Origin of the sequence: Granulicella aggregans, assembly GCF_025685565.1 — a bacterium.
Lineage (GTDB): Bacteria > Acidobacteriota > Terriglobia > Terriglobales > Acidobacteriaceae > Edaphobacter > Edaphobacter aggregans_B.
On record NZ_JAGSYE010000001.1, the window covers coordinates 345964 to 372597 of the forward strand.

At 60.4% G+C, this 26634-nt stretch carries 23 protein-coding genes; 6 read left to right on the top strand and 17 right to left on the bottom strand.

Annotation, left to right across the window (positions count from 1 at the left end):
* Positions 1 to 20 precede the first annotated feature (20 nt).
* The 5 genes from OHL18_RS01365 to OHL18_RS01385 form a co-directional block, all read right to left on the bottom strand.
* A complete protein-coding gene (locus OHL18_RS01365) occupies positions 21 to 371 on the bottom strand; it encodes a putative quinol monooxygenase (protein ID WP_263373042.1) in 351 nt (116 codons plus the stop codon).
* A gap of 37 nt (positions 372 to 408) precedes the next feature.
* The gene (locus OHL18_RS01370; protein ID WP_263373043.1) at positions 409 to 1818 is read right to left on the bottom strand and encodes an NAD(P)/FAD-dependent oxidoreductase; all 1410 of its coding nucleotides are present in this window, start codon (positions 1816 to 1818) and stop codon (positions 409 to 411) included.
* A 117-nt stretch (positions 1819 to 1935) separates the two neighbouring features.
* Positions 1936 to 4572 carry an IPT/TIG domain-containing protein gene (locus tag OHL18_RS01375; protein ID WP_263373044.1) on the bottom strand — a complete coding sequence of 879 codons (2637 nt, stop codon included), beginning with the start codon at positions 4570 to 4572 and terminating at the stop codon, positions 1936 to 1938.
* Positions 4559 to 5278 carry a hypothetical protein gene (locus OHL18_RS01380; RefSeq protein ID WP_263373045.1) on the bottom strand — a complete coding sequence of 240 codons (720 nt, stop codon included), beginning with the start codon at positions 5276 to 5278 and terminating at the stop codon, positions 4559 to 4561. The genes OHL18_RS01375 and OHL18_RS01380 overlap by 14 nt, the downstream gene beginning before the upstream one ends.
* Before the next feature lie 310 nt (positions 5279 to 5588).
* Positions 5589 to 5792 carry an allantoinase gene (locus tag OHL18_RS01385; RefSeq protein WP_263373046.1) on the bottom strand — a complete coding sequence of 68 codons (204 nt, stop codon included), beginning with the start codon at positions 5790 to 5792 and terminating at the stop codon, positions 5589 to 5591.
* A gap of 114 nt (positions 5793 to 5906) precedes the next feature.
* Between OHL18_RS01385 and trxB the strand changes: the two genes are divergently transcribed.
* Complete coding sequence (trxB, locus tag OHL18_RS01390) at positions 5907 to 6884, top strand: thioredoxin-disulfide reductase (protein WP_263373047.1); 978 nt, start codon at positions 5907 to 5909, stop codon at positions 6882 to 6884.
* 29 nt (positions 6885 to 6913) lie between these two features.
* On the opposite strand, the gene OHL18_RS01395 is transcribed toward trxB, so the two are convergent.
* The 10 genes from OHL18_RS01395 to OHL18_RS01440 form a co-directional block, all read right to left on the bottom strand.
* Positions 6914 to 7828 (bottom strand): hypothetical protein, encoded by a 915-nt coding sequence (locus OHL18_RS01395; RefSeq protein WP_263373048.1) that lies wholly within the window; start codon positions 7826 to 7828, stop codon positions 6914 to 6916.
* A gap of 167 nt (positions 7829 to 7995) precedes the next feature.
* Positions 7996 to 9561 carry an MBOAT family O-acyltransferase gene (locus tag OHL18_RS01400; RefSeq protein ID WP_263373049.1) on the bottom strand — a complete coding sequence of 522 codons (1566 nt, stop codon included), beginning with the start codon at positions 9559 to 9561 and terminating at the stop codon, positions 7996 to 7998.
* A gap of 103 nt (positions 9562 to 9664) precedes the next feature.
* Complete coding sequence (locus tag OHL18_RS01405) at positions 9665 to 10837, bottom strand: glycosyltransferase family 87 protein (protein ID WP_263373050.1); 1173 nt, start codon at positions 10835 to 10837, stop codon at positions 9665 to 9667.
* 68 nt (positions 10838 to 10905) lie between these two features.
* A complete protein-coding gene (locus OHL18_RS01410; protein ID WP_263373051.1) occupies positions 10906 to 12900 on the bottom strand; it encodes a CHAT domain-containing protein in 1995 nt (664 codons plus the stop codon).
* A 557-nt stretch (positions 12901 to 13457) separates the two neighbouring features.
* On the bottom strand, positions 13458 to 14321 hold the full coding sequence (locus OHL18_RS01415) for a choice-of-anchor P family protein (RefSeq protein WP_263373052.1): 864 nt from the start codon (positions 14319 to 14321) through the stop codon (positions 13458 to 13460).
* A 39-nt stretch (positions 14322 to 14360) separates the two neighbouring features.
* Entirely contained in the window at positions 14361 to 15050 is a 690-nt protein-coding gene (locus tag OHL18_RS01420) for an anti-sigma factor family protein (protein WP_263373053.1), read from the bottom strand.
* A gap of 86 nt (positions 15051 to 15136) precedes the next feature.
* Positions 15137 to 15883, bottom strand: coding sequence for an RNA polymerase sigma factor (locus OHL18_RS01425; RefSeq protein WP_263373054.1), 747 nt, complete (start codon positions 15881 to 15883; stop codon positions 15137 to 15139).
* Between the two features lie 367 nt (positions 15884 to 16250).
* The gene (locus OHL18_RS01430; RefSeq protein ID WP_263373055.1) at positions 16251 to 17882 is read right to left on the bottom strand and encodes a tetratricopeptide repeat protein; all 1632 of its coding nucleotides are present in this window, start codon (positions 17880 to 17882) and stop codon (positions 16251 to 16253) included.
* A 156-nt stretch (positions 17883 to 18038) separates the two neighbouring features.
* Positions 18039 to 18653: a YqaA family protein gene (locus OHL18_RS01435; protein ID WP_263373056.1), complete on the bottom strand. Its 615-nt coding sequence runs from the start codon at positions 18651 to 18653 to the stop codon at positions 18039 to 18041.
* A 41-nt stretch (positions 18654 to 18694) separates the two neighbouring features.
* The gene (locus tag OHL18_RS01440) at positions 18695 to 19264 is read right to left on the bottom strand and encodes a MogA/MoaB family molybdenum cofactor biosynthesis protein (RefSeq protein ID WP_263373057.1); all 570 of its coding nucleotides are present in this window, start codon (positions 19262 to 19264) and stop codon (positions 18695 to 18697) included.
* A 192-nt stretch (positions 19265 to 19456) separates the two neighbouring features.
* Between OHL18_RS01440 and OHL18_RS01445 the strand changes: the two genes are divergently transcribed.
* From OHL18_RS01445 to OHL18_RS01460, 4 genes are all read left to right on the top strand, one after another.
* Positions 19457 to 20500 (top strand): TonB C-terminal domain-containing protein, encoded by a 1044-nt coding sequence (locus OHL18_RS01445; protein WP_263373058.1) that lies wholly within the window; start codon positions 19457 to 19459, stop codon positions 20498 to 20500.
* 1 nt (position 20501) lies between these two features.
* The gene (locus OHL18_RS01450) at positions 20502 to 20663 is read left to right on the top strand and encodes a hypothetical protein (protein WP_263373059.1); all 162 of its coding nucleotides are present in this window, start codon (positions 20502 to 20504) and stop codon (positions 20661 to 20663) included.
* The gene (miaA, locus tag OHL18_RS01455; RefSeq protein ID WP_263373060.1) at positions 20657 to 21595 is read left to right on the top strand and encodes a tRNA (adenosine(37)-N6)-dimethylallyltransferase MiaA; all 939 of its coding nucleotides are present in this window, start codon (positions 20657 to 20659) and stop codon (positions 21593 to 21595) included. The genes OHL18_RS01450 and miaA overlap by 7 nt, the downstream gene beginning before the upstream one ends.
* Before the next feature lie 101 nt (positions 21596 to 21696).
* On the top strand, positions 21697 to 22851 hold the full coding sequence (locus OHL18_RS01460) for an acyltransferase family protein (protein WP_263374567.1): 1155 nt from the start codon (positions 21697 to 21699) through the stop codon (positions 22849 to 22851).
* Between the two features lie 49 nt (positions 22852 to 22900).
* Here OHL18_RS01460 and OHL18_RS01465 read toward each other — a convergent pair whose 3' ends face one another.
* Positions 22901 to 23785, bottom strand: coding sequence for a hypothetical protein (locus OHL18_RS01465; protein WP_263373061.1), 885 nt, complete (start codon positions 23783 to 23785; stop codon positions 22901 to 22903).
* Positions 23786 to 23997: 212 nt separating this feature from the next.
* Here OHL18_RS01465 and OHL18_RS01470 point away from each other — a divergent pair, with 212 nt between their 5' ends.
* Positions 23998 to 25236 carry a glycine C-acetyltransferase gene (locus OHL18_RS01470; RefSeq protein WP_263373062.1) on the top strand — a complete coding sequence of 413 codons (1239 nt, stop codon included), beginning with the start codon at positions 23998 to 24000 and terminating at the stop codon, positions 25234 to 25236.
* Between the two features lie 155 nt (positions 25237 to 25391).
* Here OHL18_RS01470 and OHL18_RS01475 read toward each other — a convergent pair whose 3' ends face one another.
* A complete protein-coding gene (locus OHL18_RS01475; protein ID WP_263373063.1) occupies positions 25392 to 26561 on the bottom strand; it encodes a VWA domain-containing protein in 1170 nt (389 codons plus the stop codon).
* Between the last annotated feature and the right edge of the window lie 73 nt (positions 26562 to 26634).

Here is a 26634-nt window from a genome sequence, read left to right on the forward strand (position 1 = left end):
CGGCGATCCGCTGCCCTGAATTAGAGCAGCTTTCGAAACACCGTCAGCTTCATATCGCGATCGAGCATGGGCTGGGCCTTTGCCAGCGCCGCCTTCGCGCCTTCGCCCGCAAGATGGGCCTCCAGAAACTTCAACTCCGCCCACTCTTCGTAGGTTGAAAAGCTGCCCGGATTCTTCTTGTCTTCGAGCAGATGATATAGCTCGCATCCGGCCTCGGCGCGCGATGGGGCGACGATCTCGTGCAGGATCACACGCACCTCTTCCTCGTGACCGGCCTTCGCCTTGAACTCCGCGATCACGCTGATCTTTTCGTGGTCGTCAAACATGTGGACTCCCTCGGTCATCATCTTTTCGAGCAGTGCTCCCAGCATCTTCTTGTTCCCTCACCTCTACTCGGATGCAGAAAGGCTACAGGTCGACGTGGGCCACGGTTTCATCGAGCGGCTTGGTCGTCTCGTGGCCGCGATAGAGGCCGTCGGTGTAGCCCCAGCCGGGAAGGTCCTGCGAGCCGGTGATGAGGCGGACGCCGTCGTTGAAGGTGAGGTAGGTGTAGGCCCACTGGCGAAAGACGCTGAAGCGGTTGCGGAAGCCGATGAGGAAGAAGATGTGGACGCCCAGCCACATGACCCACGCGGGGAAGCCGCTCATGTGGGCCTTGAAGGGCCACTCCACCTTGGCGACAGCGGCCTTGCGGCCTATGGTCGCCATGTCGCCCTTGTCGAAGTAGCGGAAGCCCTTGTCTTGCTTCCCAGCCAACTTCGCCGAGGCTCCGCCCGCAGCTTGGAGAGCGGCGATGCGCTTAGCCGCGTAGGCACCCATCTGCATGGCTGGCTGGGCGACTCCGGGGACCGGCTTGCCATCCTGCTCGACGTGGGCGAGATCGCCGCAGACGAAGATCTCCGGGTGGCCCTCGGGGTTCAGATGCTCGTCCACCATCACGCAGCCGCGTTTGTCGGTAGGAACGCCGAGCATCTTACCGAGCGGAGATGCCTGTACGCCCGCCGCCCACAAGGTAACGACAGCATCGATCTTCTCTTCGCCGATCATCACGTAGCCCGGTTGGACGTCTGTGACATGCGAACCGGTGCGGACCATCACGCCAAGATCCTTGAGTTGACGAAGCGCGGAGGCCTGAAGATCAGGGGGATAAGCCGTGAGGATGTGCGGCGAACCTTCGAGAATGATGACCTGGGCCGAAGAGGGATTGATGTGGCGGAAGTCTTTCGCCATGTAGAGGCGGGCGATGTCTGAGATGGCCCCCGCCAGCTCGACCCCCGTGGGGCCTCCGCCGATGACAACAAAGTTCAAAGCCGGATGGGTCCCGGTCTCGAGCATCTCGCGTTCGGCGAGCTCGAATGCCAGCAGAACGCGGCGGCGAATCTCGGTGGCGTCTTCGACGGTCTTCAATCCCGGCGCGAGCTTGGCCCAGTCGTCACGCCCAAAGTACGAGTGCGTCGAGCCGGTGGCGAGCACCAGATAGTCATACTCGATCTGCGGGCCTGCCTTCAGCTTGACGCGCTGGTTGGCGGTGTCGATCTCAACGACCTCGTCCATGAGGACATCGACGTTCCTGTACGGCCGAACGATCGAACGAATCGGTTGCGCGATATCACCCGGCGAGAGCACGGCCAACGCAACCTGATAGAGCAGCGGCTGGAAGGTGTGGTAGTTCTTTCGGTCGATCAGGGTGATGTCGAGGGGATAACTCGCGAGGCCGAGCGTCGCGTTGACACCGCCGAAACCACCCCCAACGACGACGACGCGAGGACGAACCCGGGCGGTACGAGGCGCCCCTGAGGGGACCGCTAAACTTGCCATGCGGATGTTCTCCAGTGCGCTGGTCGCGCGGTTGCTTGTCTGGAGTTTAGATGCGTGCCGCCTTGGCGCGATACAGGCAACACTGGCGAAGGTTTGATATCGCCGAGTTTCTTTGCTTTATGGGGTCTTTTGTAACGTCACGGAGACAAAGCCCTGGGTCCCGGTCGAGGCGGCGAGGGTCGTCGTCTGCGGTGAACCGTAAATTTGCTGGACCGTGGCCACGATGAGGCCGTTTGAGTCGGAGTTCGCCGTTGTTTGCGAGGTGGAGTAGACCGGAGCGACCGGGCATCTTCCCGCCGCTGGGCACACCTGGTAACCGGAGACCGTCTGGTAGATCGTCACCGGCGCTCCGATGACCGGGTTCCCGGAGCCGTCCGTGACCTGGAAGACGACGGGCTGCAAGATGCTCGTCGCGGAGACCGTCTGCGCGACACCTTCTATGGCGACTACCGTCCACAGGGAAGGATCAATGCCCACCGCGGTGAAGTTCCCGCAAAGACTTACCGAGGCTCCAATCGTCGCGCAGGCTGAGCCAGTTGCCAGAGTTCCGGCTGGCAGCGAGCTGACACTCGCGCCGATCGCCGCCAGCCCGTTCATGTCGGAGATGCTCTGCGATCCTCCGGGATAGGTTAGCGCTCCGGAGGCGGAGTTCCAGTTCACGGCGATGCCGGGAGCGGCTGCTCCGCTTTGCGAGAGGGATGCCACCGGCGAGAGCAGCACCGTCTGTCCAGCCGCGACATAGAAGGCGGGAGTGAGCACGGTCAATACGGGAGTCTGCGGCAGAGTGGAATTTTCCATGTATGTGAGAGCGGCGTACATGGTCGTCGACCCGCCGCTCATGGGATCGAGCACCGTCACATCGGCGGTCAGAGCGGCACCTGTTCCAAGCGCGGGAAACGGAGGGGCGATGGCAAGAATCGTGGTCGAAGTTGCGGCGATGACCTGGGCTGAGGCTCCTCCCACGGTGACTGTCAGGCCAGCGCGGAATCCGAGGCCGGTGATCGTCACCAGGCCTCCGGCTGGAGAGGTCATTGCGGGCGAGATGCTGTCGGCGTAGAGGACCCGGGCGCGGAAGTGATAGTCGGGGCGGCCGTCGCCACGCTGGTCTGTAATCGCAAGCCGGAGCGAGCCGGTGGCTGCGGTATCGAACTTCAGCAGCGTCAACCCTGCCGCGATGCTGTTGAAGGGTGACGCAGCCTGCGCCACTGTGGGCAAAGATCCGGCGGCATCGGTCTGGTTCCACGCACCCATCACGGGTTGAAGCTTGTTCTCCGTCACAAATGCGGACTCGTCGAGAGCGGTCACCTCTACCGAAAGGTTCCTGTTCGCCTGGACGTTCACGAGACTCCACGAGGTAGCTCCGTAGCCGCAGAGAACGTTGGTCCACCAGCCGGTGGCGGCGACAGGCGTTGGTGCGGCGGCAGTTCCAAGGGCAGTCGCGTCGCAGGTGGCCTCCGAGCCTGGGACGCTCCAGACGTAGAAGTTCTGCTCGTAGGGCATGACGTTGTTGTCGCGCCAGGGAAATGCTGGGCCGGAGGGAGTGACGGGTGCCGAGAGATAGGGCCCGAGCCCATATTGCCCGGTGTAGAGCGGATTGATGGGCTCGCTGGAGATGAAGGTGTCCTGAGCGCCCGCGTTCTGCAACAGGGGGATCGCCATCAGGCTAAACTCACCCTCGAGCGGCGGATTGACAGTGCCCATACTTGCGGCGACGGTCTCTGCTGGCGCGCCGGTCACAGGATTGCCGTTGCTCCATCGGTAGAGGTTCCCACTCACTGCCGAGACGACCGCGCCACGCTCGACATAAGGGGTCTGCAAGTCCGACCGCCGCACCAGGAGGTTCATTCCCTGCATCCCCTGTCCGTCGCCGAACTGCATCCGGCCGGTGATGGAGCTTGCATTACTAAGGGTGTCGGACTTCCCGGAGGGAGCGGTTCCCTGCGTGATGAAATAGAGAGCGCTGAGGGATGCGACGTCGTCCGGACGCAGCGTGAAGGGCGACGGCTGGCACTGATAGGTATACGGGCCGCAGACCACGTCGATGGGATGCATGATGGGCCAATTCTGGACCTCGTCCGCGGTTGGCATTGGCGTGCGTGTAAAGACATCGTCGTTGGTCTGCGACCACGCCAGGCCCAGGACGCGACCAAAGGCGCGCATCAGCTGGTATTGCAGTTGAAGCTGCTGCTCGGCAGCCGAACCGGTGCAGCGGCCATTGAGGATGAGCAGGGCGTGTTGAATCGTCCCCATCGGGGTGATCGAGTCGACACTTTCGGTCACGCCGTTCTGGCGGCACTCGACGGGATCGCTTGCGCCCTGCCCCAGCAGGAGATCGGTGACCGAGCCGTTGGTGTCGTAGATAACGGCGATCTGGATTGTCGCGAAATTCGAACTTGAGACATCCGCCGGGAAGACCGGGCCGTTCGCGCCGAGATAGACATTGGCCGACGAGACGTGTTCGGCGAGTTGGCCACCCTGCTCCAAGGCGATGTTTGCTATCGGGATGTTCCAGACGCCAGCAGCTGCGGCGACGATGGCATCCGCTGCATCGTGGCCAACAGCCGCACTCAGGTCGCCGGGATCGGTGAAGTAGGCGATGTTGGGGGTGTACCAGACGACGGGCTGCGATGCGACGGCGAAGTACGGCGGCCCCGTGACCCAGCGGGGGCCGCTGGCGTGAGCGGCTGGAACTGAGCAGAGCGGGCATAGCGCGAGAATCGCCAGCCGGAGCGCCATCGATTCAGCGCGAGGCATCTTGCTGTCCCGCTGCACTCGCGCAAAGGTTCAGGACGTGGGATAGAGGTTCCGCCTCGATGGTGACAGTCCGCTGTTCCACCCAGGGTCCGGGAAGGGCGTGGACGAGAAGCGGATTGTCGCCTTGAGGCGTCGCGCCTGTGACCTCGGAGTGCGGACCGCCTCCTCGGATCGGGATGGGGCCGCGGCCGGGGACGCCCAGAAGCACCTGACTTCGCAGAGTCTGTGCCTGAAGCCAGCGCACATCTACCATCCACTGGGACGCGCTCGAGGAGCCGTCGTCCGGCCCTGGTGGCGCCCCAGATCCACGGAGTGGAATCAGACCTTCTTCGCCGTGTACGGGCGAACTGAGCCCCGCTGTGTCAGGCGAGTGCAACAGCACTAACAGCCGTTGGCCCGTGCGATAACGTTCCGTTCCGCCCGCCCATAGCCCGCCCCACTCTCGCTGCGTGTAGATCGAGCCCTGTGCAGGACCACGAACCGCCTGATCGACGTAGAGGTCGACCTCGACAACGCCTTCGGCGGCAACCTCTGGCGAGCCGGAAAATCCCGCTCGAGGCTGGCGAACCTCCACGACATGGCCAACGAAGATGACACCCGCCGACCGCGACATTTGCACGATCAGATCGTCCGGGGTCGAGGGAATGCCCGCCGCGGCAACGATAGCTGCGGCTCGACTCGCGCGCGGCTGTGCTGAAGCGGACATACACCCGACGATCTGATCCACGAGAAGGGCCGCGGCCAGAGCCACGCCCGTGAATAAAATCGATCTCCCAACTGTCCAGGTTCGAGTAGACAAGCGACACCTCCGCCTGTCTTCCATTCTTGGAGCGAAGGAAGAAAAAGCGAAGATGGTTTTCGTGTTTTGTTAGACGGGATTCCTGTTACGGGAACACGGTCAACGCTTGAGAGCAGGCTATCCGAGCCGAGTACGTCCCACCCATCCTCGCAAAAGACGCGAGGATGGATGGGGCACCCGAACTCTTGAGGATGGCTAGGATCTCGGACGCACGACCCTAGATCTCGGGGTAAAAATCGAAGAAAGCGTCGATGCTGAGCTTCAACTGGGCCTCGATCTGCTCCCGCGAGCCCTCGAGCACGTGCATTGTGCAGTGTGCCTCGTTGCCATTCTTCAAGGCGATCGGCGCTTCTCCGACGCTTGCTACTTCTTCCGCTGGCAGCAGCCGCATGCCGTAAACCAAAGTCAAATTCGCCATCATGTCACCACTTTCCTGTCTCGTTGGATTCTTACACCTCCGTCTTCGATCCAAACGGCGCGCTGCCCGGAATGAATCCTTTCCGCCCAGCGCGCATTTACACTATGGAAGACCAATATGCCCGACACTATCTCGACTACTCCGACCGCTGCTGAAGTTCGCGACACGGTAATCCTCGGCTCCGGCTGCTCCGGACTCACCGCCGCTATCTACGCTGCTCGCTCGAACCTGAAGCCGCTTGTTCTCGAAGGCCACGAGCCCGGTGGGCAGCTCTCGATCACCACGCTGGTCGAGAACTTTCCCGGCTGGCCGGATGGCATTCAGGGACCGGAGCTGATCGAGAACATGAAGAAGCAGGCAACGCGTTTTGGCGCGGAGCTGCGTATGGCCCATCTCAGCTCGATCGACCTGACCAAGCGGCCCTTCGCACTGAATGTCGGTAAAGAGACGATCCACACGCGGACGCTGATTATTGCGTCCGGGGCGTCGGCACGCTGGCTGAACCTTCCCAGCGAACAAGCCTTGATCGGCCACGGTGTCAGCTCCTGCGCGACCTGCGACGGATTCTTCGCCTCGGGCAAGGAGATTGCAGTGATCGGCGGCGGCGACTCGGCCATGGAAGAGGCGCTGTTCCTAACGCGTTTCGCCAAGAAGGTCACGCTGATCAACCGCAGCGAAAACTTCCGCGCCTCACGCATCATGCTGGAACGAGCGATCGCTCACCCGCAGATCGAGTTCCTGCACAACACGGTCGTTGAAGAGGTGCTGGGAGTCGAGGAGAAGGACGTTCGCGGCCTGAAGCTGAAGAACACCAAGACCGGACAGCAGTCCGAGCTACCCGTCTCCTTCATGTTCCTGGGGATCGGCCACATCCCGAATGCCAGCGCCTTCAAGGGCATGTTGGACCTCGACGATGACGGTTACATCCTGACCCAGGGGAACGTCTTCCCGACGCTGAACGGTCAGCCTATTCCCGGAGTCTTCGCCTGCGGCGACATCCAAGACCGGCGGTATCGGCAGGCGATCACGGCTGCGGGTTCGGGCTGCATGGCCGCGCTTGAGGTCGAGAAGTATCTCGAAGAGCATGGCAGATAAACCCGTCCTGCCCACCGGGACGCTTCAGATCACTTCGTCACAGGAGCTATCGCAGATCGCACGGAGTCAGAGAGATTCCGCGTGATCTGCGGTACTGCGTCTGGGTGGGGATGGATATAGCGAATGTCGCGAACGAAGGTCTCAGGCGGCAGCAGGACGGGCAACGCTGCTGGAAGCGCATCGTAGCGGTGGTTCAGCAGCACAGACACGTTCGTGCATGAAGGGACCGGGGCCACGAAGTAGAGCACTTTGGTCTGAGATGACGCGTACTTTTCGCCCAGCGCCTTCACCCATTCGAAGCGGATGTTGTCGAGCAGCACGGGTGGAAAAGTGCACGGAGATGCGAGCACGCTTGGATCGGTGTTTTCGATGTGCCCGTGAGTGGATGCGAGGGTCTCTTCCTGGCCGGCGTGCGAGACCTTGTGCATCAGAAACTCCCAGGAATCAGCATAGAACCTCAGAGAGAACAGAGCCGCGTCTGCGGGATGTTTGGCTGCAAAGGAGGCTATCTCCTTGAAGGTTCCATGGGCTGCAAGCACCTCTTCGCCCTCGAATACCGGGATCGCATCGAACGACGTGTGGCCATAGTCGAAGTCCCACGGTGCTAGATAAAAGACGATGAGCTTCGGCGGCCGGTTTCCCGAGAGGTAGCGGCGAAGCGGGAGGTCGTCGTTGACCATGAGGCTGCCGCGCGTATTCGGCAGATTCAGTACGGTGACGCCGAGGTCGGACGACATCTGACTGGGATCGACTCCAAGCAGAACCGTTGAGTCGCCAAAAAGGACAATGTCCGCATCCTTTACCGGAGTCTGGAAAGCGTAGTTGAGTGGCCTGGAGTAGAAGGAAAGGCTGCGATGCGCGTAAAACTCGGTACGAACGAGCGCAAGAGGAACGAGATAGAGCACCGAGACAACGAGGAGCACCTTCAGAACATAGCGGTTCATTGCGCGCCGCGCTTCCATCGATTTAGGTGGTTCCATCGCTGTGGTTGGTTCCGTGATTGGTTCCGGGGATTGCATCGAAACCGCCACCTCTTCTCCTAAAGTATCAACATCCCCAGCCATGAATAGGCCCTTGGTTCCAGCCGCTTCGCCTTTTCATCGAAGAAGGCCTAAAACTGAAAATACAGGAAAGTTGACGGTTGCTGTAGCTCCACCAGGACCATGAAGAAGAGCAACCCCACGGCAAGCGCCCAACCGGTCGAAGGCGACCAGAGGAGGAGCCGAGACACTCCTTCCTGATTCCACGCCGTCTTTTGCAGCGACGGCTTGAACTTTGTGAGGATCTGCTGGGTGTTGGGCAGCCCCCACATGATGGCAAGTCCGAGCAGCACCTCTGGAAGTGCGCGGTGCATGTTGATGATGGACATCCAGTCTGCGGCACCCGGCCCACTCTTCGCCCACAGGCCAAACATCGCCGCGAGAATCGATGCTGCATGAGCGACACTATCGGCGCGAAAAAAGACTAAGGAGATCACCATGCAACAAAAGACAGAGCCGATGGTAGCTGCCTTCTTAATCCGCGCTCCGAAACCAGAGGACTCTTCGCGGGCGGATGCGGGTCGGCGATAAAACTGCCGCCAAGCGTTGTTGATGCAGAGATAGATGCCATGCAGGAGGCCGAAGACCATGAACTGCAGCCCCGCTCCATGCCAGATGCCCGCAAGGAACATGGTCAGCATAAGCGGCATGGCTACGACAGCAAGGAAGGCACGAGGCATAGCTCTCTCTCTTCGGGAGATTCCCTTGCCTTGCCTGCGCCGGCGTTCGCTAACCCAGCGGGTGACGGGATTGTAGATATAGGTGAAGATGTAACGGCCCAGCGTCATGTGCCAGCGCTGCCAGACCTCGATGATGCTGGCAGACTTTGCCGGTGAGTTGAAGTTCAGCGGAAAGTCGATGGAGAACATGCGCGCCAGCCCCAGGGCCATGTCGGAGTATCCGGAGAAGTCGAAATAAAGTTGGATCGTATAGGCAAGCGCTCCGACCCATGCGACCGAGGCAGGGAGCCTGTCGCGCGAGTGAAAGACAGCAAAGACGGTGCCCGCAAAGGTGTCCGCGATGAGGACCTTCTTTGCCAGTCCCAGGACAAACCATGTGCCGCCGATGGTGACGTCTGAGAGATTCAGCCCAAGGCGCTTGAGTTTGAACTGCGGCATCATCTCGCGATGATGAAGGATGGGGCCGGCGATCAGGTGAGGGAAGAAGGTTACAAAGAGAAGGTAGTCGGGGAAGCTCTCCTGCTCCGCCGAGCCCTTCGTCAGATCGACCAGGAAGGCGATCTGGGTGAAGGTGAAGAAGGAGATACCAAGCGGGAGCACGACGTCCGCCCAGTGCTTCGAAAGGCCAAAGGAGGTACTGAAGAAGTTCGCGGTCGGTATGAAGTATTTGTAATAGCCAAGAACAAGCAGGTTCAGAACAATCGCAGCGAAGAGCCACGTACCGGGCCTAATACGGTTCGGGATACGACGGCTTATAAGTGCTGCAGCGAGATAGTTGAGCGTTATGGAGCCGACCAGAAGAATCAGCAGGGACGGCTGCCACCAACCGTAGAAGACCAGCGAGATGAATCCCAGCCAGAGGACCACAGCCCGGTAGTGAACTCTGCTGGCTGCCTCATATCCGGCGAGCGCGACAGGTAGGAAGAGGAAGATGAACTGATACGAGTTGAAGAGCATGAGCCGTCAAATCCTTAGAAGTTGCGTTCAACTCGCACTACCCATCAAGGGTATGGCACCGGGGGCATCCGTTCAACGGGATTTCTGATCGAAGAAGCCAAAGCTACGCGTAAGTTGTAGCCGAATCGGAAGTGCGTGATGCATCTTCTCTGGTCGCCAGCCATGCGATCCATCCCAACGCAAGAACAAGACGCGGAGTGACACCGAAGATGCGGATCTGTGAGGGAAGGTAGAGAGGAACGAGAAACAGGAGTGCGTAGACGGTTGAACGCAGTCTTCCGATGGCGAGAAGGCAGATGGGGATGTACATCACGACGCCCATGGTCCAGAGGGAGGTGTTCATGGTCTGCGAGATCAGCGCCATACTGAAGAAGCCAATCTCCGGAGCCACGCGCTTGAAGAAAAGAAGGAACGCTGCCGCCACGGTGAGAGCCAATCCAACAAAGACGCCAGCGTTATCGAGCAGGATCAGCGGGTTGTTATAAGAACCGACGAAGCCCGGACTGAAGCTCAGCCAAGGTCCCGATGTGGACACAACGGACGAGCCCGAAGCCGCCTGCGAATGAAGCGACGTCAGGTTGTGCAGGAAGCTGATGTAGCTTGAAACGCCGAAACGCCATGCGGCCAGGAGACTGAGGACAGCCGTGAAGAGTGTCGCGGTTGCAACTGCTTTGAATCGCCTCTCCAGCAGCCACCAAAGCAGCAAAGCCGCGGGAAAGATCTTGATGGAGATGGCGATGCCCAGAGGGATGCCCGACCAGGATTTGTCCGAGAACCGATAGGCTACGACTACGCAGAGCAGGATCAGCAGATCGACCTGGCCGCGTTGCACGCAGGCAATCGTCGGCAGACTGATTCCGGTCAATACCAGCCAGATTGGATGGATCTCGAATCGCCGTCCGAGATAAAAGAGCACCCAGCAGGAGGCCGCAATGGAGATCAGCTCGAACAGTATCTTTGCGGTGGCAAAAGAAAATAGCCCGAGCGGAGCGACATAGAGCAATGCAGAAGGGGGATAGATCCATCGGCTGATGCCGCTTTCGGTTGCGACATCGACGAATTGCTCTCCGAAGCGGCGATTGTCGGCATAAGGATCAAGATGCGCTTCGGAGGCCTTCGAGGCAACGTAAAAGGCCCTGAAGTCGAGGCCCTCACTTCGGAACGCCAGCAGGATCAGCGGCACCGCAACGATCAAGAGCACCAGGGCCGCAGTCCATCGTCCGCGCAAAGAAAGCGCAAGAGCTGGTGAGAGCGAGTTCGTCGGGCTGTCTGCCATCTCTTGACTCTGAAGGTATCACCGGGAGTCGGGAGAGCGGACTTATGAGTTTCCGACCACAACCGCGTTCAACGCCCGGCGTACAGCTGAAACGGAGCCCAGTAGAACGGACGGCTGAAGTGGCCACCCGAATGAATGAGGGATAACTTGGCCGAACGCAAAGCAGTGGCCGGAGCCTGCCCTTGCCTGAGCCCCGCATACAGGTTGCTCATCAGCTCAGGGGTTGAGGCGTCGCTTACCTCCCATAACGAGCCGATGGCGTTATGGGCTCCGGCGCGCAGAAAGGCCCACGAGAGCCCGACCATGCCTTCGCCCGCAAACGACTTCGACCCGCTGCTGTTGCACGCGGAGATGGTCACCAGTTGCGCGTCGATGGGATGCCGCAGAATATCGCGCGCGTAGAGCCTGTAGGAATTCTCTCCCGTCCCTGCCCCCGACCCTCCCTGCGACAGAATCACCGCAGATTCGAGCGGGTCTGTCCGGCTCGCGGTCCCGTGGGTGACGAAGTGGATGTATTGAAACCTCTCGGGCGTGCTCGCAAGATAGGCCGCTGGCGTGGCCTGCGCGCCCTGGAAGACCTTCGCCGTGCCGGGGAAGTAGCCCTTCACCTTTTCCATCTCGACCGCAGCCATGGGAAGCGCGCGGAACTCCGCTCCTGACGGTGTCGCATCGCCGAAGAGCAGCATCTTGGGCTCACTCTTTCTGACAGCCGACGACGTACGGAGAGACTCCGCAAACATACGAATGGAGGGTGCGGAAAGTACGGTCGCATCCTCGATCCAGAAGTGGGGCGACGGCGATGGGACGACGAGAGACTCGAAGTTCAACTCCCCCATCTCGCCATCGACAAACAGGACCACCGGGCGATCCTGCCTGAGCTGGCCTGATGCGGGAGAGATCAGTTCACGGTAGAGCGAAGACGCATCCTTCGCGGCCTCGCTGTCATTGGCCTTCAATGGGTCCTTGAGCGAAAGGATGGCCCCCTTATAGCGCTCCATCGCCGGCAAAATTTCGGAGCGTGGGGGCAGGGCAACCCACTGCGTTCGTTCTGGTGTGATGACCCATAGATAGGACTGACGTTCTCCCAGCCAGTAGAAGAGCAGGCTCGCATTCGCCTTCCGCGCGATCTCCGCTTGCTTGAGCTTGGGAGCGGCGGTGAAGCTGCCGCTGACCGTCCGGGTGGCGGATTTCGACAGGGAAAGCCCCTGCTGGAGTGTGCGAGCGCGGCTCCAGTCGGCAGCTTCAAGCGCCTCCTGGGTCTTGCCTTCGCTGACCAGAAGATGGAGGTAGTCGTCGTAGATGCTCGACGCATTCTCAAGAAAGGTGAGCTGCGAGACCTCCTGGTTCAGGTCGGCGCGAGCCCCTTCCACAATTCCGAGGGCAGCTTCATACGCGCGCTGAGCGGAGGCCATGTCTCCCTGCGCTTCATACATGCGGCCAAGTGAGTGCTCTGCCTGCCACCGCATGGAAGGCTGGCTGTCTGGCGAGTTGGCGACCTCTTCGAAGAGGCGGAGGGAGCGAGCATAATCATGACGAAGACTTGCAGCTTCTCCCTTCAGGAGGCTGCAGGTCAAAAGGTCGACGGAGCTTCCTGTAGCGGTAGCCATCGAGCTCGCCTGGTTCAGGTATATGTCCGCAGCGTCCGGCTTGTTGAGGCGGATGTAGAGCCGTGCCAGGTCCATAGAAGCATCGATCTCAGTCTGTTTTCTACCGATCTTGCGAGCAAGCTCAATAGCGCGAAGATCGGAGCGCTCTGCCAAGGTCGGCTGCCCGGAGTCAGAGTAGGCAAGCGCCATTCCCGCCAGAATCACCGAATGCAATACAAGGTCGCCAAGAGACTTGGCTCGGTCTTCAGCCGCTGCGTACATCTCCAGCGCCTTCTCCGAGTTGCCCAATGCGTATTGTTCATAACCCTCGTTGAAAAGTGCCCTCTGCAGAAGGTCATTTGCATCAAGCTGTGCTGCTTTCGCAGCACAACGCCGGTAGTATTCGAGCGCCTCGTCGTGATGCTCTTCTTCGGATGCAATGCGGCCCAGATTCAGCAAATCGCTAGCAACAAGCATGCCGTCTTGGTTAGTGCGCCCGACCTCCATGCTCTTGAGAAACGAACTCTTGGACTCTCCTGTCTTCCCTTGCTCCAATTCAAAGAGGCCTTCCGAGCGAAAGACCGTGCCACACTGGCTTGAACCCGTTACGTCGCAGAGTCGCAGTGCTTCTTGAAGCTTCACACCTGCCTCGGAGAGTCGGTGCAGACGAGTCAGTGAACTAGTCTCAAGTGCCAGCCGCTGAACCCTATCATCGGCATCAACCCAGGGAATCCGGTCGTCGGCAAGCGGCTTCAATAGCTCCGCATAGAGCCCGCGCCGTAACATTGCGTTAGCCTGAAGGAGCTGAAACTTTCGCCCCCAGACCGGTTGAGAGAAGAGAAACCTTATGTATCCAGTCTCGGCTTCGAGTTGCGCAGTCTCTAAATAGCCATGCAGAAAGGCCCACTGCGCACGGTCGAAAGACGCCTGAGCGTCCACCAGCGGGACATCGGAGAGCGGCAGGAGAAATAGGAGCGATAGAAAAGCAATGAAGGCGGAGCGCAGCCTTCGACTTCCGACTCCGCCAGCGACTGTTACGGGTCCGTGATGCCGTTCGTCTTTGCCGATGCTGCCGACGCGCTTCCATGGCCAATGCAGCCCAGTGTCGCGTCGACCATCGTCAACTCGACCGTCGTCTTGTGGGGAACTCCGTTCACGAAGTCGTGGTGCAGCATCTTCACTGTCGCAAGGTGAATCGTCCCGAAGTGGGGAACGTACAGTGCGTGTCCGTAAGTCGTTCCCGGAAAGCTCCCCTCGATCTGGTTTACCAGCGAACATTCAACGGTCTCGGTGTCTCCATCTACCACTGCGCCCTGATTGTATCGTCCGTAGCGCTCGCGAGTGACCTCCGGAAGCTCATCGCTGGAGAGGAGATGCTGAGTCTGCTTCATGACGCGGCCCATGAATCCCTCGTCCTTGGTGTAGTGCAGATCGCCCTTGGGCTTCTTGCCAAAGACATCGATGTCCAGCTTCACGTCTACCGGCACGCCACCGATGCGCAGGTTCTCGAAGCGCGTGCCAAGGAACGAGATCGCGGGGACGTAGCCTTCGAGCGGATACTCGGCGAAGACCTGGGCAACGACGCGATCGGCGGTGATCACTTCCAGAATGTTCAATCCCTCGACGACCGAGGTGCTTACCGTGCTCCAGCCGTGTCCGTCCTTGACGTCCTTGTTGCCGGCCACCTGCGTATGCGCGGCACGGTACGAGACGACGCCTTCGGAGCGAAAGGGCAGAGCGTGCTGCGAGAGGTAACCACCGCTTTGTTCGAGCGCGGCGAACGCCTGCGGCTCGATGACGTGCTTCAAAGGGAGAAGGAAGTCTCCGTGGAGGGCCTTCGCTTCGGCGTGATGATAGTGCGTGCGCTTGACCCCATTGACGATGGCCGAATCAGACATTTGGTGTTTTCCTCGCGAGCTCAGGACTGGATCATACCGTTACTTCTTGACTTGCAGATCAAAGAAATGTTGTTGGACGGGAACCACTTCGCCGGTCGAGTTTACCCCGGAGACGGCGAGCTTATAGGTGTCCTGCTTGATGTGGCCGGGCAGCCAGATCGTCTGGGTATCCTGCGCTGGGCTAGAGACCGCAACGGTACGGGTCCAGATGAGCTTGCCCGCGGAGTTGTAGAAGTCAAACTTCCAGGCCGTGTAGCCAGCGCCTTCGGGAACTTCGACGAGGACAGTGCTTCCCTGCACCAGATCCGCATGAACGACCGGAAGAGCGCTGCGCGTGTCGCCGTGAAGCACGGTTGGGGAGGGCAGAATCTGAGGTTCGTTCGCGGCCACTTCGAGCGCGGGATAAGTGACCAAGTTCTGGTACGCGATGACACCGACCAGGCAAGCAAATACCGGCACCATCAGCGCGGGACGCAGCCACGCGAACCAGTCGCGCTTCACGGGCTCGGTCTTCGCGACAGCGGAGCCGCGCGCGGGCGTACGCGACGCCTGCATGGTGGGAAGAATTGCCTTTGCGTGGTCGACGAAGGTCGCGCCGAGTATTGCGTCGCCGGCGCACTCGGTACAGTCGAAGAGATGTTCTTCATAAGCGTCGCGCTGCTCCGGGCTAAGTTCGCCCAGGAGATACCGCTCCGACGCCATGGTTTCTATTGCTTCACGGTGATCCATATTTCCTGCTTTCCTGGCTGCACTCTCGGCGCTCCACCCACCCGGAATCAACCATCCTTCTATTCGCACTGCCTCCGACATAAACATCATGCTTCACCCGTAGCCGGCCCAAAGGGCAGCCGGTTTCCGTTCTTCTTCAGGTAAGCCGCCTTGAAGACGTGCTTGGCCCGATGCAGCAGGACTCGGAGATAGTCGCGATCCACGCCAAACTCGCGGCAGACATCGTCGCGATCGCGCTCGTCGAGAAAGACAGCCTTCAGCAGGGAGCGATCGTGGTCGCCCAAATCTTCGAGAACCTTGAGAACCTGTTCTCCAATTTGTTTCGTTTGGACAGCGTCGAGGACGCTGCCGCCGGGCGCAACTGGTTCGGGAGATCCCTCATCATCGAGAGAGTCGCTGCGCGCCGTTTGACGATAGTGCTCTAACAAAACGTTGTTACAGACGGTGTTGACAAAGGGGCCGAGACGGTCGGGCTGTCGCAGCGAACCTTCCTTACGGATCGCTAACAGGACGCGTGCAAAGGTCTCCTGGCGCACGTCTTCTATGGCCTGCGGAGAACGCAGGCGCGAGCGAAGCTTCAGGTGCAACAGCTCTGTGAAATAGCAGACGAAATGCTCTTGCGTCTGGAGATCTCCGGCACGAAGACTCTCCAGGTAGTCTGCATCGAAGGCATGAAATTGCAAGACTGATCCCATCCTTTGAAGAGGCTTCAAGGATAGCATCGCAGGCCGTCTCGGGCTGTCGGCGGCTGGCTTCACGCCGGGCGTATGTGATTGGTTCCACGAGCCTGAGACCGGGGGAGTGACGATCGGGATGGTCTGGGCGACGCTCATATACAACTCCCGCACTTCGCCTGGACCGCGGAATTGTTCGAGGAGTTTGCGAGGGTTGAGTCCGCCGGGCGACGATCGGTTGACCATACCAGCCGCAGGGCAATCAATCCGACGACTGCCAGCTCCCCGAGGATCTCCACCAGTTCCATCGCCATTCCACTCCAGTCCCCGAGATGAATTGATCCCCCTCCACCAGTCTTGAAGGGAGCCCTGATATCACCGGGAGGGGATTGAGGCTCTCTTCCACTCGTCCGGTGGCCGAGTGCAGCTCAGGTCGGCGTCAGAAAGTAGTGGCGCAGGGCAGCCAAACGTTTCACGCATTCTTTGCGGGATTGGGAAGAGTCTTTGGGGAAGGAGTCCCCGTGATCTAGAACGGGGCCGGTTGATCGAGACGCGCAATCGGCATCGAGTCTTTGCGAGCCAGGAGGGCGAGATAACCCGGCGTAGTCCGGACCTGGCGGAATGCCGGGTCGGTCTGCAAGGTAAGGAATCCAGGGTCGCGACGGTCACAGGCCATCTGAAGATAATGGATGGCGTGGCCGGCGTCGCCTGCAACGCCAAACAGTTGAGCAACGGAATAGGCGGACGCATGTCCGCTGTCCGCGAGCGGAGCATAGCTCAAAGCCAGATTGCGCAACATAAAGACCGGTCCGCGCGTCTCGAGATCTTTGCGCGCCTGGTCAAGGATCGCGACTTTGTTTGAGTCGCTGGACAGCGTCGCGGTCATTCGAGACTCGGAAAGGAACTTTGAGTAGTCCCCCAGATTGAGATAGACCCTCGCCAAGTAAGTGTGAGCCGAGGCAAACTCAGGTTGACTCTGGGCGACTTGTCTCAGCGCCTCCGCGCCACGCTCCGGATCTTCGGAGCTCAGGATCAAGCCACGATCGGCGAGGACCGACACCGATTGCGGCTCCAGTGTCCGGGCCAGATCGATCTGCGCGAGAGCCTCCTTCAGCCGTCCTGCGGAGAAGAGCGCCGTCGCATACCAGTGGTGGGACTGAGAGTTGTTTGGGTCAAGCTCGATGGCGCGAAGATATTCCTTCTCCGCAGCGGCCATGTCCCAGTTCCAGAACCGCAGGACGAACGCGATCGACCGGTGCGCGTCGGGCGAAGAGGGATCGAGCAAGACGGCCTGTCTTGCAGCAGCCAGGGCTCTTGGATAAGCTTCAGCGTCCGTCATGTGGCCATACTGGCGCAGCAGAAGATAGGAGTCCGCGAGTCCCGCGTACGCCGGAGCATATTGAGGATCGTTCACGATGGATTGAGTGAAGAGATCAATGGCCTGGTTGAGGCCGCTCTCGGTTCGCAGGTTCCAGAAGTATCGTCCGCGGAGGTAGAGTTCCTGCGCCTCGGGATTGGATCGCGCTACCTCCCGACCGGGTTGATGAAATCTCCGGTAGTGAACTACGGCGAAGCTCGCACCAGCGATGACGGAAGCAACCAGCAGGAGTGTCATGCCGTAGAGAGCCCATCGAGGCTTCTCTACCGGCTGGGCTTGGGGTGGTGATCTGCGCTCGCGAAAGGAACTTGAGGGAAGCAGGTTGGAGAAGCTGCCAGGGTCCTCTTTCGAAGAGGGAGAGGTCGCTCCCGAGGCGTAGACCGGGGTAGCGGACTCGACTTGGTCCTCTTTCAACGCCTTGACAATCGGCCCCGGAAGCTTGGGGCCAGACGATGAATCAAGCACCAGTGAATCACTGGCTACCGAAGAACTCTCTTCGACGACAGACTCAACGCCAGAGGAAACCGTAGGACTCTCTACCGGCACTGCGTCGGAGGCGCGCAGCCAGCGGTCGAGCTCGTCGACGTAGGCGAAGACGCCGCTACGCTCTCCGCCTGGTACGCGATGTACCGGGAGGCGCCGCTCCCGCTCCCAGCGCCGAACGGTCCGCGCATCGCGATGCAGGTAGGAGGCGATCTCCTTCCACGAATCCAGACGAACGGAGTCGAGAGTGCCAACTGGTGAACCTGACTGATTGTCCCGGTTGCTGTTCTGGCCCATTGCGTTCGAAATCCCTAGGTTTAGTGACTGCGGAACGAATTCGTTTCACAAGTCTACTAGGGAACGCAGGAACGCCCTGTAAAGATTGCCCTTGCGGGAGGCTTTGATGGCGATAGCCTACCACGAACGCGCCTTCGGCAAGGTTGCCGATCGGTGCTAAGCGGGGCGATCCGCATCTTCGATCGGTAGCGGTGTCCCGTTCCGGCGATCGAAGATCTTCCGCGTTACGAACAGAGCAATGAGGACAATGATCGCTCCGATGCCCGCGAGGATCAGACCCAGATGCTCATGGAAGGCGTGGCCGATCGTCTGCACGATGGCCGGGCCGTAGAAGACCGTGATCGCCGCCCAAAGCAGGAAGCGGAAGAACTTGCCGAGAAAGATGGCGGAGAAGAACCAGACTGGCTTCATCTCGAAGACCCCGGCAGCGAACTCGAAGAGCTTGACCGGCATGGGCGGAGGCATCATGGCGGGAACCATAATGGCGAGAAACTCCTGCTTCTCGAAACGGTCGCGGAGCTTCTCGTAGCGCTCGCGATTGACCCTCTTCAGAAGGAAGAGCTCGCCGCCTGCGCGGCCGATGTAATAGGGCACCAGCGATCCGATGGCCGAGCCCAGACCTGCCATGAACGCGTAGATGACGAACTTGGCGTGGTCCGATGCGACATAGCCGATGACGATGGCGTCGATCGGCATGGGGATGGAGCAGGAGTCAACGATAGCCAGCGCACAGACGCCCCAGACGCCTAGCGGCTTGAGGACGAGAAGCATCCAGGCGTTCCATTTATGAAAGAGTGATGCAGGAGCGATCTTCACTTGTATCCGTCAATCTTACCTTCATGTGGGAGTTCGGAAGTCAACGCCGCGTGACTTGAAGACTTCTCGGGTGCGTGGCCTGTCCGGCCTGCCAGGAGATCGAGCGCATGCGGCAACAACGGAAGCACAGCGGCGAGCGAGGTTTGGGCCCCGGAAGGGCTTCCGGGAAGGTTGACAATCAACGTCGAACCGAAGGCCCCACAGACCGCCCGGCTGAGCGGAGCGAACGGACTGTGGCGCAGACCGTCGGTGCGCATTAGCTCGGCAAGGCCCTCAATGAGGCGGTCGCAGACCATCCGGGTGGCTTCGGGGGTAACATCACGCGGCGCAAGGCCCGTTCCTCCCGTGGTGACGATCAGGTTGCAATCGCCGGCATAGCGGCGCAGGGCGGCGGCAATCTGGTCGATCTCGTCCGGCAGCGTCTCTGCCACGATGAGTGCAACTCCAGCGTCATCAAGCAGATCGGCGACGGTGGGGCCGGATAGGTCGACCTGCTCGCCACGGGAGCAGCGGTCACTGATCGTCAACACGGCGGCGCGGGTATCGGGATGGAAGGAAAGAGGCACAGAGGACAGGGTATAGGGTTCAGGGTGTAGGGTGTAACCCCTGCATCGACTTGCTACACGCTAAACCCTGAACCCTACCCCTGCATTTCCGCCAAAGATGAGAAAATAAGTAGATTCGAACATTTTGTGAGAACCGTAAATCCGACGCCTGAGTAACTTTACGTATCTCCGCCTCGTCAGACAGACATAGACATGCCAACCCTAGAGACGCCGCCAAACCCTGCCCCTCCCTCTCCCAGCCAACAGGAGGAGAACCGTCCCGCAGGGAAGGTAAGAGCGGGACGCTTTGGCGAACTGGACCATAGCGACCTCGTCCACCTGCTGGAGACGCTCGACGATGAACGATCCAAGGCGCGATTCCGCGAATCGATCTACATCTCCTTTCTTTTCTGGATGGCGGTTATCGCCGTCATCATCTTCGCGCCGCGCGTCTTTCCGCGCACGCCGGAGTTTATCGTTCCCACCGGTGAGTCCAAAGACCGGAAACTGACGAGCCTGACGATTCCGCCAGAGGTGCAGAGGGCGATCAACAACCCGCCGAAGCTGAAGCCCATGCCGAAGCAGTCAGCCCCTGCTGGACCGTCGGCTCCGCAGTCTCCCACACCCCCGGCTCCCACCCAGCAGGAGCAGCCCCAGGCGCAGCCTCGGCAGTCGCCACAGGCGACGGCTCCGCCGCCTGTGGTGCAGCAGTCGCCACTGCCACAACCTCCGCCGGCGCAGACGGCGGCGCTTCCTTCCGCTCCAACTCCGTCCGTGACTCCAACCAGGCCGAACTTTGGCAATCCGAACACCAGCGCCCACGACATGGTGCAGCAGGCGACACGAGCCCCGAGAGGCAATGGCGGCCTGACGATGGGCGGCGGAACGAATGGACCGGGCGAACATCGTGGGCTGGGGACCGGCGTCGATATCCTCTCCGACACCGAGGGCGTGGACTTCAACCCCTACCTACAGAAGATCATGCGCGAGATCTACGAGACCTGGCTGCCGCTGATCCCCGAAGAGGCGCGGCCGCCGCTGAACAAGCAGGGTGAGACGCAGATCCGGTTCATCATTCTGCCCGATGGGCGAATTGGCGGGATGGCGCTCGAAGGCTCGACCCACGACGACGCGATCAACAAGTCTTGCTGGGGATCAATCACCGGCGTAGGCCAGTTCCCTCCTCTGCCCAGCCAGTTCCACGGACCGAAGCTGGAGTTGCGCGTGCATTACCTGGTGAACAAGGAACAGAGGTAGCTTGAAGCCGCGCACTGAGGTTGAAAGGCGCGAGCAGGAGGGCCGCGAGCGCGTCCGGCAGATTCGCGGGCTGGTCTGGCTCGCGGTTGCGGCGGTCGTCTTTGCGGTCGCGCGGGCGGGCGGGCATCGCGTCTTTACTCCCGGATGGTGGCGCTTTTGGTAGAGAGCTCGCTGATCGTGATTGTTGGAGCAACTGCCAGCGGCAAGAGTGGCCTGGCTATCCGGCTGGCCGAGGAGTTCAACGGCGAGATCGTCAGTTGCGACTCGGTGGCGGTGTATCGCGAGATGGAGATCGGAACGGCTAAGCCTTCGTTTGAAGATAGAGCGAGGGTTCCGCATCACATGATCGATGTCGTCTCGCCGGACGCGTCCTGCACGGCGGGCGACTACAGCCGGGGGGCTCGCGCGGCGATCGCCGGCATCACGGAGCGCGGCAAACTGCCGATCGTGGCTGGCGGAACGGGGCTGTATCTGCGGGCGCTGATCGATGGTCTCTTCCCTGCTCCGCCGCGCCAGCCCGAGCTTCGCGCTGAATTGCGTCGCCACGCCGAAGAACATGGAGCGGAATCGCTGCATGCACGGTTGGCTGCCCTAGATCCGGCCGCGGCGAATCTCATTCACGCGAACGATGTCTCAAAGGTCGTGCGCGCCATCGAGGTGAGCATGGCGGCGAAGCAGCCGATGACCGAGATGTGGGAACAGGGCCGCGACGCTTTGACGGGATATCGGATTCTGCGGCTGGGGCTTGATCCGGGGCGAGAACGGCTCTACGAACGCATCAACCAGCGGGCAGCGGAGATGTTCGAGCGCGGTCTTGTGGAAGAGACGGAACGCCTGGTCGAGCGCTACAGCTATGAGTGCCGACCGCTGGGATCGCTCGGCTACGCCGAGGCTGTCGCTGTGCTGCGCGGTGAGATGACGCGCGATGAAGCAGTCGCAAAGGCTCAGCAGGGACATCGGAACTACGCAAAGCGGCAAGGGACGTGGTTTCGGAGGGATGCGGAGATTACGTGGCTACAGGGTGCAGGTGAAGAGGATGCGGTGGTCATGGAAGCGATCGAGAGAGTCTCGCAATCGCTCAGCAGCTCTCTGTAACCATTACAAGGGGCTGAAGCCTTCGGAAACCCGAATGTTATACTTCGCCCATGCCTCCCAGCATCTCTGAGAAGCGCTCCGAAGGATCCGTCCACATGGATATGGTTCGAGGGGCAGCGGCAATTGTCGTCATGCTCGGGCACTCGCGGGACCTTTTTTTTTCCTCTCTCAACAACACCGAAACTTCTACCTCGACGACCGTCTCCGGGCCGGCCGCTTCTCCGAAACCTCATCGTAATCAGATTTCGATGGGCAACGAAGCCGTGATGATCTTCTTCGTGTTGAGCGGATATCTGGTTGGTGGAAGTGTGCTGCGCTCCTTCCAGCGGGACCGGTGGTCCTGGAAAGACTATCTGTCGAAGAGGTTGGCGAGGTTGTGGGTGGTGCTGCTGCCGGCCCTCGCCCTGACCATCGTTATCGATATTCTTGGGCTTAAGTTGTTTACGGATCCAGCGAGCATCTATCGAGGGCCGGCTGCTCAAAGCGAAGTTAGAGCCCACCTCATCAGCACGCTGGCACCCCACATCGTCATCGGCAATATATTTTTTCTGCAGAAGATCCTCGTGCCTGTTCCCGGCACAAATATCGCCTTGTGGAGTTTGACGAACGAGTTTTGGTATTACCTGCTCTTCCCTTTGTTGATCTATGTCTGCTGGCGTTCGAGCACCATGATCGCTCGGGTCTTCTCTGCGTTGATGTTTACGGCGATCCTCTTTTTTGTAAAGGGGGATATAGCAGTTCTATTTCTTCCATGGCTATTCGGTGCAGCGATTGCCTTGTTGCCGCTCAAGCTGACTGAACGCACATCCTGGTGGATGGTGACGAGCCTTAGCGCCTTGTTAGTTCCTGTGATGATTCTGATTCGGCGATTTCCACTCGACGTTCGCCTCTCACAGATGTGCATGGCGGTCTACTTCAGCGTGCTGCTTTATGCGATGGTGAATCGAATCAGACCGGCGCGGCAGGGGCTGTATCCGAGATTTGCCGGCCTACTCTCCGACCTCTCTTACCCGCTTTATCTCGTACATCTGCCGATCATTGTTTTCTTGTGTGCGTGCACCGACCAACCCTGGCGACAGTGGACCAAGTCGCCGGCACACCTTGCTATGGTGGTCGCGATCGATGCAAGCGCCATGCTGGTTGCCTACATCTTCCATCTCTGCTTTCAGCGGCACACGGACGCGGTTCGTCTTGCAGTCCTGGGCGTTTACGCTCGCGTCAGCGATAACAAGACCTCGAAGACTCTAAGCGCCTGAGAGACGCAGGCGCTCGAGTATCGAAGGTTTGTCGTCGGGGCTGGAAGAGCTATCGCCCCTGCACTACCAGATCGTCCGCCAGCTTGAATCGAACGACGGACTCGGCAGGAATCTCGATATCGCGGTTGCCGGTCAGGCCGCCGATGGCTGTTCCCGTGCCCGCACCAGCAAGTCCGCCGACAAGCAAGCCGACTCCGCCCGTGGCTACTCCACCGACGAGCATACCCAGGCCCGCGCCGCCGCCGATGAAGGCTGCCGAACGCTTGCCCTTGCCCTTCTTTGTGCGGGTTAGGTCATGCGTGTCGAGAGCGTACTGTGTGCCGTTGAGAGTGAGCGTGGTCAACCGCAGTTCGAGAATGGAGCGGCCCTTGAAGTGGCCGCGGCGATGAGACTCATCGACGATGCCTTCGACTGGAACTCCACGAGGAATGATGACGCGATTGTTTGCGTCAACGACCGGCTCTTCGACCTCGCCGGTGAAGCGATCGCCGGCGCGGGTTGTCTTCACGCTGATGTGCTGATTGATGCGGATGGCAAGCGGCGTTCCGGCCTGCACGTGGACGTCAGCGGGACTGATCACCGGCTCAGTTGCCGGGTTGGCCACGGGTGCCGTTTGCGCGACGGGGGCGGCCGCCGTTCCCGAAGGCACGGACTGGCTTGAAGGAGTCGCGGCTACCGATGCGGCTGGCGTCACGGTCGTGGTGACCGCCTGCGTCGTCTGGCCCTGCTGCAGCGGCTGGACAACGGTAGTGCTCACGTTGCCGTTCTTGTCGGTGGAGACGACTTGCTGGGCCTGGCCGGTTGCGTTGGCCTGCTGCTTGGCCTGATCGAGTGCGGCATCCTGTTTCGATTTACAACCGGCGACAAGCGTGAGAGCGACGGCCAGGGCCGCGATGGAGCGGGTGTAACGCAGGGATACAAAGGGTGAGTTCATCGTTCGAGCCTCGTTCAGTTCTTTTGTTTGTTGAAGTGGATGGCGCAAATAGACCATCTAGACCATCTTTGTGTCGGATGACGGTTTGCCGGCCAGTGTTCCAGCCGGGCTGCGGGTCGAGTCCACATGGTTCGACCCTTCACGACACTCCTTAGGATGCAGAACCTGCCCTGCGCAACCGCCTGCGTCGCAAAAGGTTTACGATTTCATCTATGACGACGACCTTCGAACCCGTGACAACGCCTGCTGTAAAGCGGCAGCAACTGGCCCACCTGACCGCGCAGATGGACGCGCTGAAGCAGGGCGGAACCTACTTCAAGCTGCGCGTGCTGGATGACGAACAAGGGCCGGTGTGCAGCTACGATGGCAAGCGTGTGATCAACCTTGCCTCGAATAACTACCTCGGCCTGTGCGAGCACCCGAAGCTAAAAGAAGCAGCGATTGCGGCGACCCGGAAGTTCGGTGCGGGCTCGGGCGCGGTGCGGACGATCGCCGGGACGATGCGTATCCACATGGAGCTTGAGGAGAAGATCGCCGCCTTCAAAAACGTCGAGGCATGCGTGGTCTTTCAATCGGGATTCACCGCGAATGCGGGGACGGTCTCGTCGATCCTGGGCAAGGAAGATTTCATCCTCTCGGACGAGCTGAACCACGCGAGCATCATCGACGGCGCAAGGCTTTCGCGGGCAAAGATTAAGGTCTTCCGCCACAAGGATGTCGCCCATGCTGAGGAGTTGCTGCGCGAGATCCAGAACGAGCCGGGGCGCAAGCTCATCATCACCGACGGCGTCTTCTCCATGGACGGCGACATCGGGCCGGTCGACAAACTGGCTGATCTGGCAGAGAAGTACGGCGCGATCATGATGGTCGACGACGCCCATGCCAGCGGCGTGTTGGGGCGCAACGGACGCGGATCGGTGGACCACTTTGGAGCGCATGGGCGCGTGGATGTGCAGGTCGGCACGCTGTCGAAGGCGATTGGATCGCTGGGCGGATACGTCTGCGGCAGCCGCGACCTGATCGACTATCTCTATCACCGGGCGCGGCCGTTTCTGTTCTCGACGTCGCATCCGCCGAGCGTTGCGGCAAGCTGCATAGCCGCCTTCGACATCCTCGAGAACGAGCCCGAGCGGATCGAGCGGCTATGGTCGAATACGGCGTACTTCAAGCAACAACTGACGGACGCGGGTTTCGACGTGGGCGGCGTGAGCACACCGAAGAGCGAGACACCGATTACACCGATCATCATCGGAGATGGCCGCAAGACGATGGAGTACTCAAAGGCGCTGTTCGAAGCGGGTGTGATGGCTACCGGGATCGCGTTCCCGACCGTGCCCGAGGGCCGGGCGCGCGTTCGGACGATCATGACCAGCGAGCACACGCGGGAGCAGATCGACCAGGCGCTGGACGTCTTTGTAAGCGTCGCGAAGAAGACAGGGATTCTGGCTTAGGGCAAATCCGCCAACTTGCCATACTCAACAACAAAACGTCATTCTGAGGCGTAGCCGAAGAATCCCCGTATTTCTTCCGTGGAGCCATAGGTTTCATGGGTTTAGAAGAGAATGCGGGGATTCTTCACTGCGTTCAGAATGACGTTTTGAGAGGGCTACTTGCCCGTGTAGTAACCATCGCGAGTCTGGACGACCCACTTCTTCTTATCAGAGCTTGTCAGCGCGAGATCGATACGGTGGTAGCCGTCTTCGCTGGCGTCCTTATCCGGCGTGTAGCCGAGGCGGTACTGGGCGCGGAGCTCCTTGCCGATCTCGGCGTAGATGTCGGTGACAGGCTGCTTCTTGCTTACCTCGAAGAGACGTCCCCCGGTCTCGTGGACGATGCGTTCGAGCGTCTTCTTGCCGTCGGCTCGCTGGTCGGGCTCGTTGCTGGGGCCGCCGCCGCGACGTCCGCCGCCGCCGCCGGGATAGCCACCGCCCGGATATCCCCCACCAGGATAGCCACCACCGCGGGGAAATCCGCCGCCGCGATTGCTGTCATTGTAAGAGTCGTGCTGCGGGGCTTCGCCCTTGAAGTAAACAGCGTAGACGATGGTGTCGGCGCGCTGGGTGGCCTCGATGGCGTCGGTCAAGCGCTCCTTCGAGCCTCGGTCGACGCCGTCGGTCAGCACGATGAGCGCCTTGCGGCCCTTCTGCTTCGACATGATCTCGTCTGAGGCGAGAAATACGGCGTCGTACAGCGTGGTCCCGCCACGGGCACGATGAGTGCGGCCGTTCTTGTCGGGGGCGGAGTCGCCGGTGTTGTCGGTATCGGATGGGGAAGCGGTCTGAGTGTCCAGTTCCTTCAGGCCAGCCTGTAGCTTAGCGCGGGAGTTGGTCAGCTCCTGTAGCAGTTCCACAGAGCGGGCGAACTGGATGACGAAGGCCTGGTCCTGCTTGCCGGTGAGCATCTGGTCGAGGAAGGCGGAGCTGGCGGAGCGTTCGTCGTCGAGCGCGTTGCGCTGGCTCTCGCTGGTGTCGACCAGCAGGCCGAGCGTAAGTGGCAGGTTGTTGTCGAGGTCGAAGTAGCGGATGGTCTGGGGCTTGCCGTCGACCTGTAAGCTGAAGTCGGCCTTGGTCAGGTTCTGCACGAGGGCGCCCTTGTTGTCGCGCACGATGACAGGAATGTTCACGAGGCGCGACTCGGCAGTGATGGTGGTCGTGGGCTCAGGCGTATCCGTGGGCTTGACGAGGACAGGCTTATCGGATTGCGCGGCCAGAACGGCAGGCAGCAGGAAAAGAGCGGCAGATGCGAAGCGCAGGCCTTGCGGCAGAGAGCGGTGCATGAGTCTATAGACGGCGAGCCGCGCAGGAGGTTGCGGTAAAGTGTGGACAAAGAAATACGGGCCAGCTTCGACG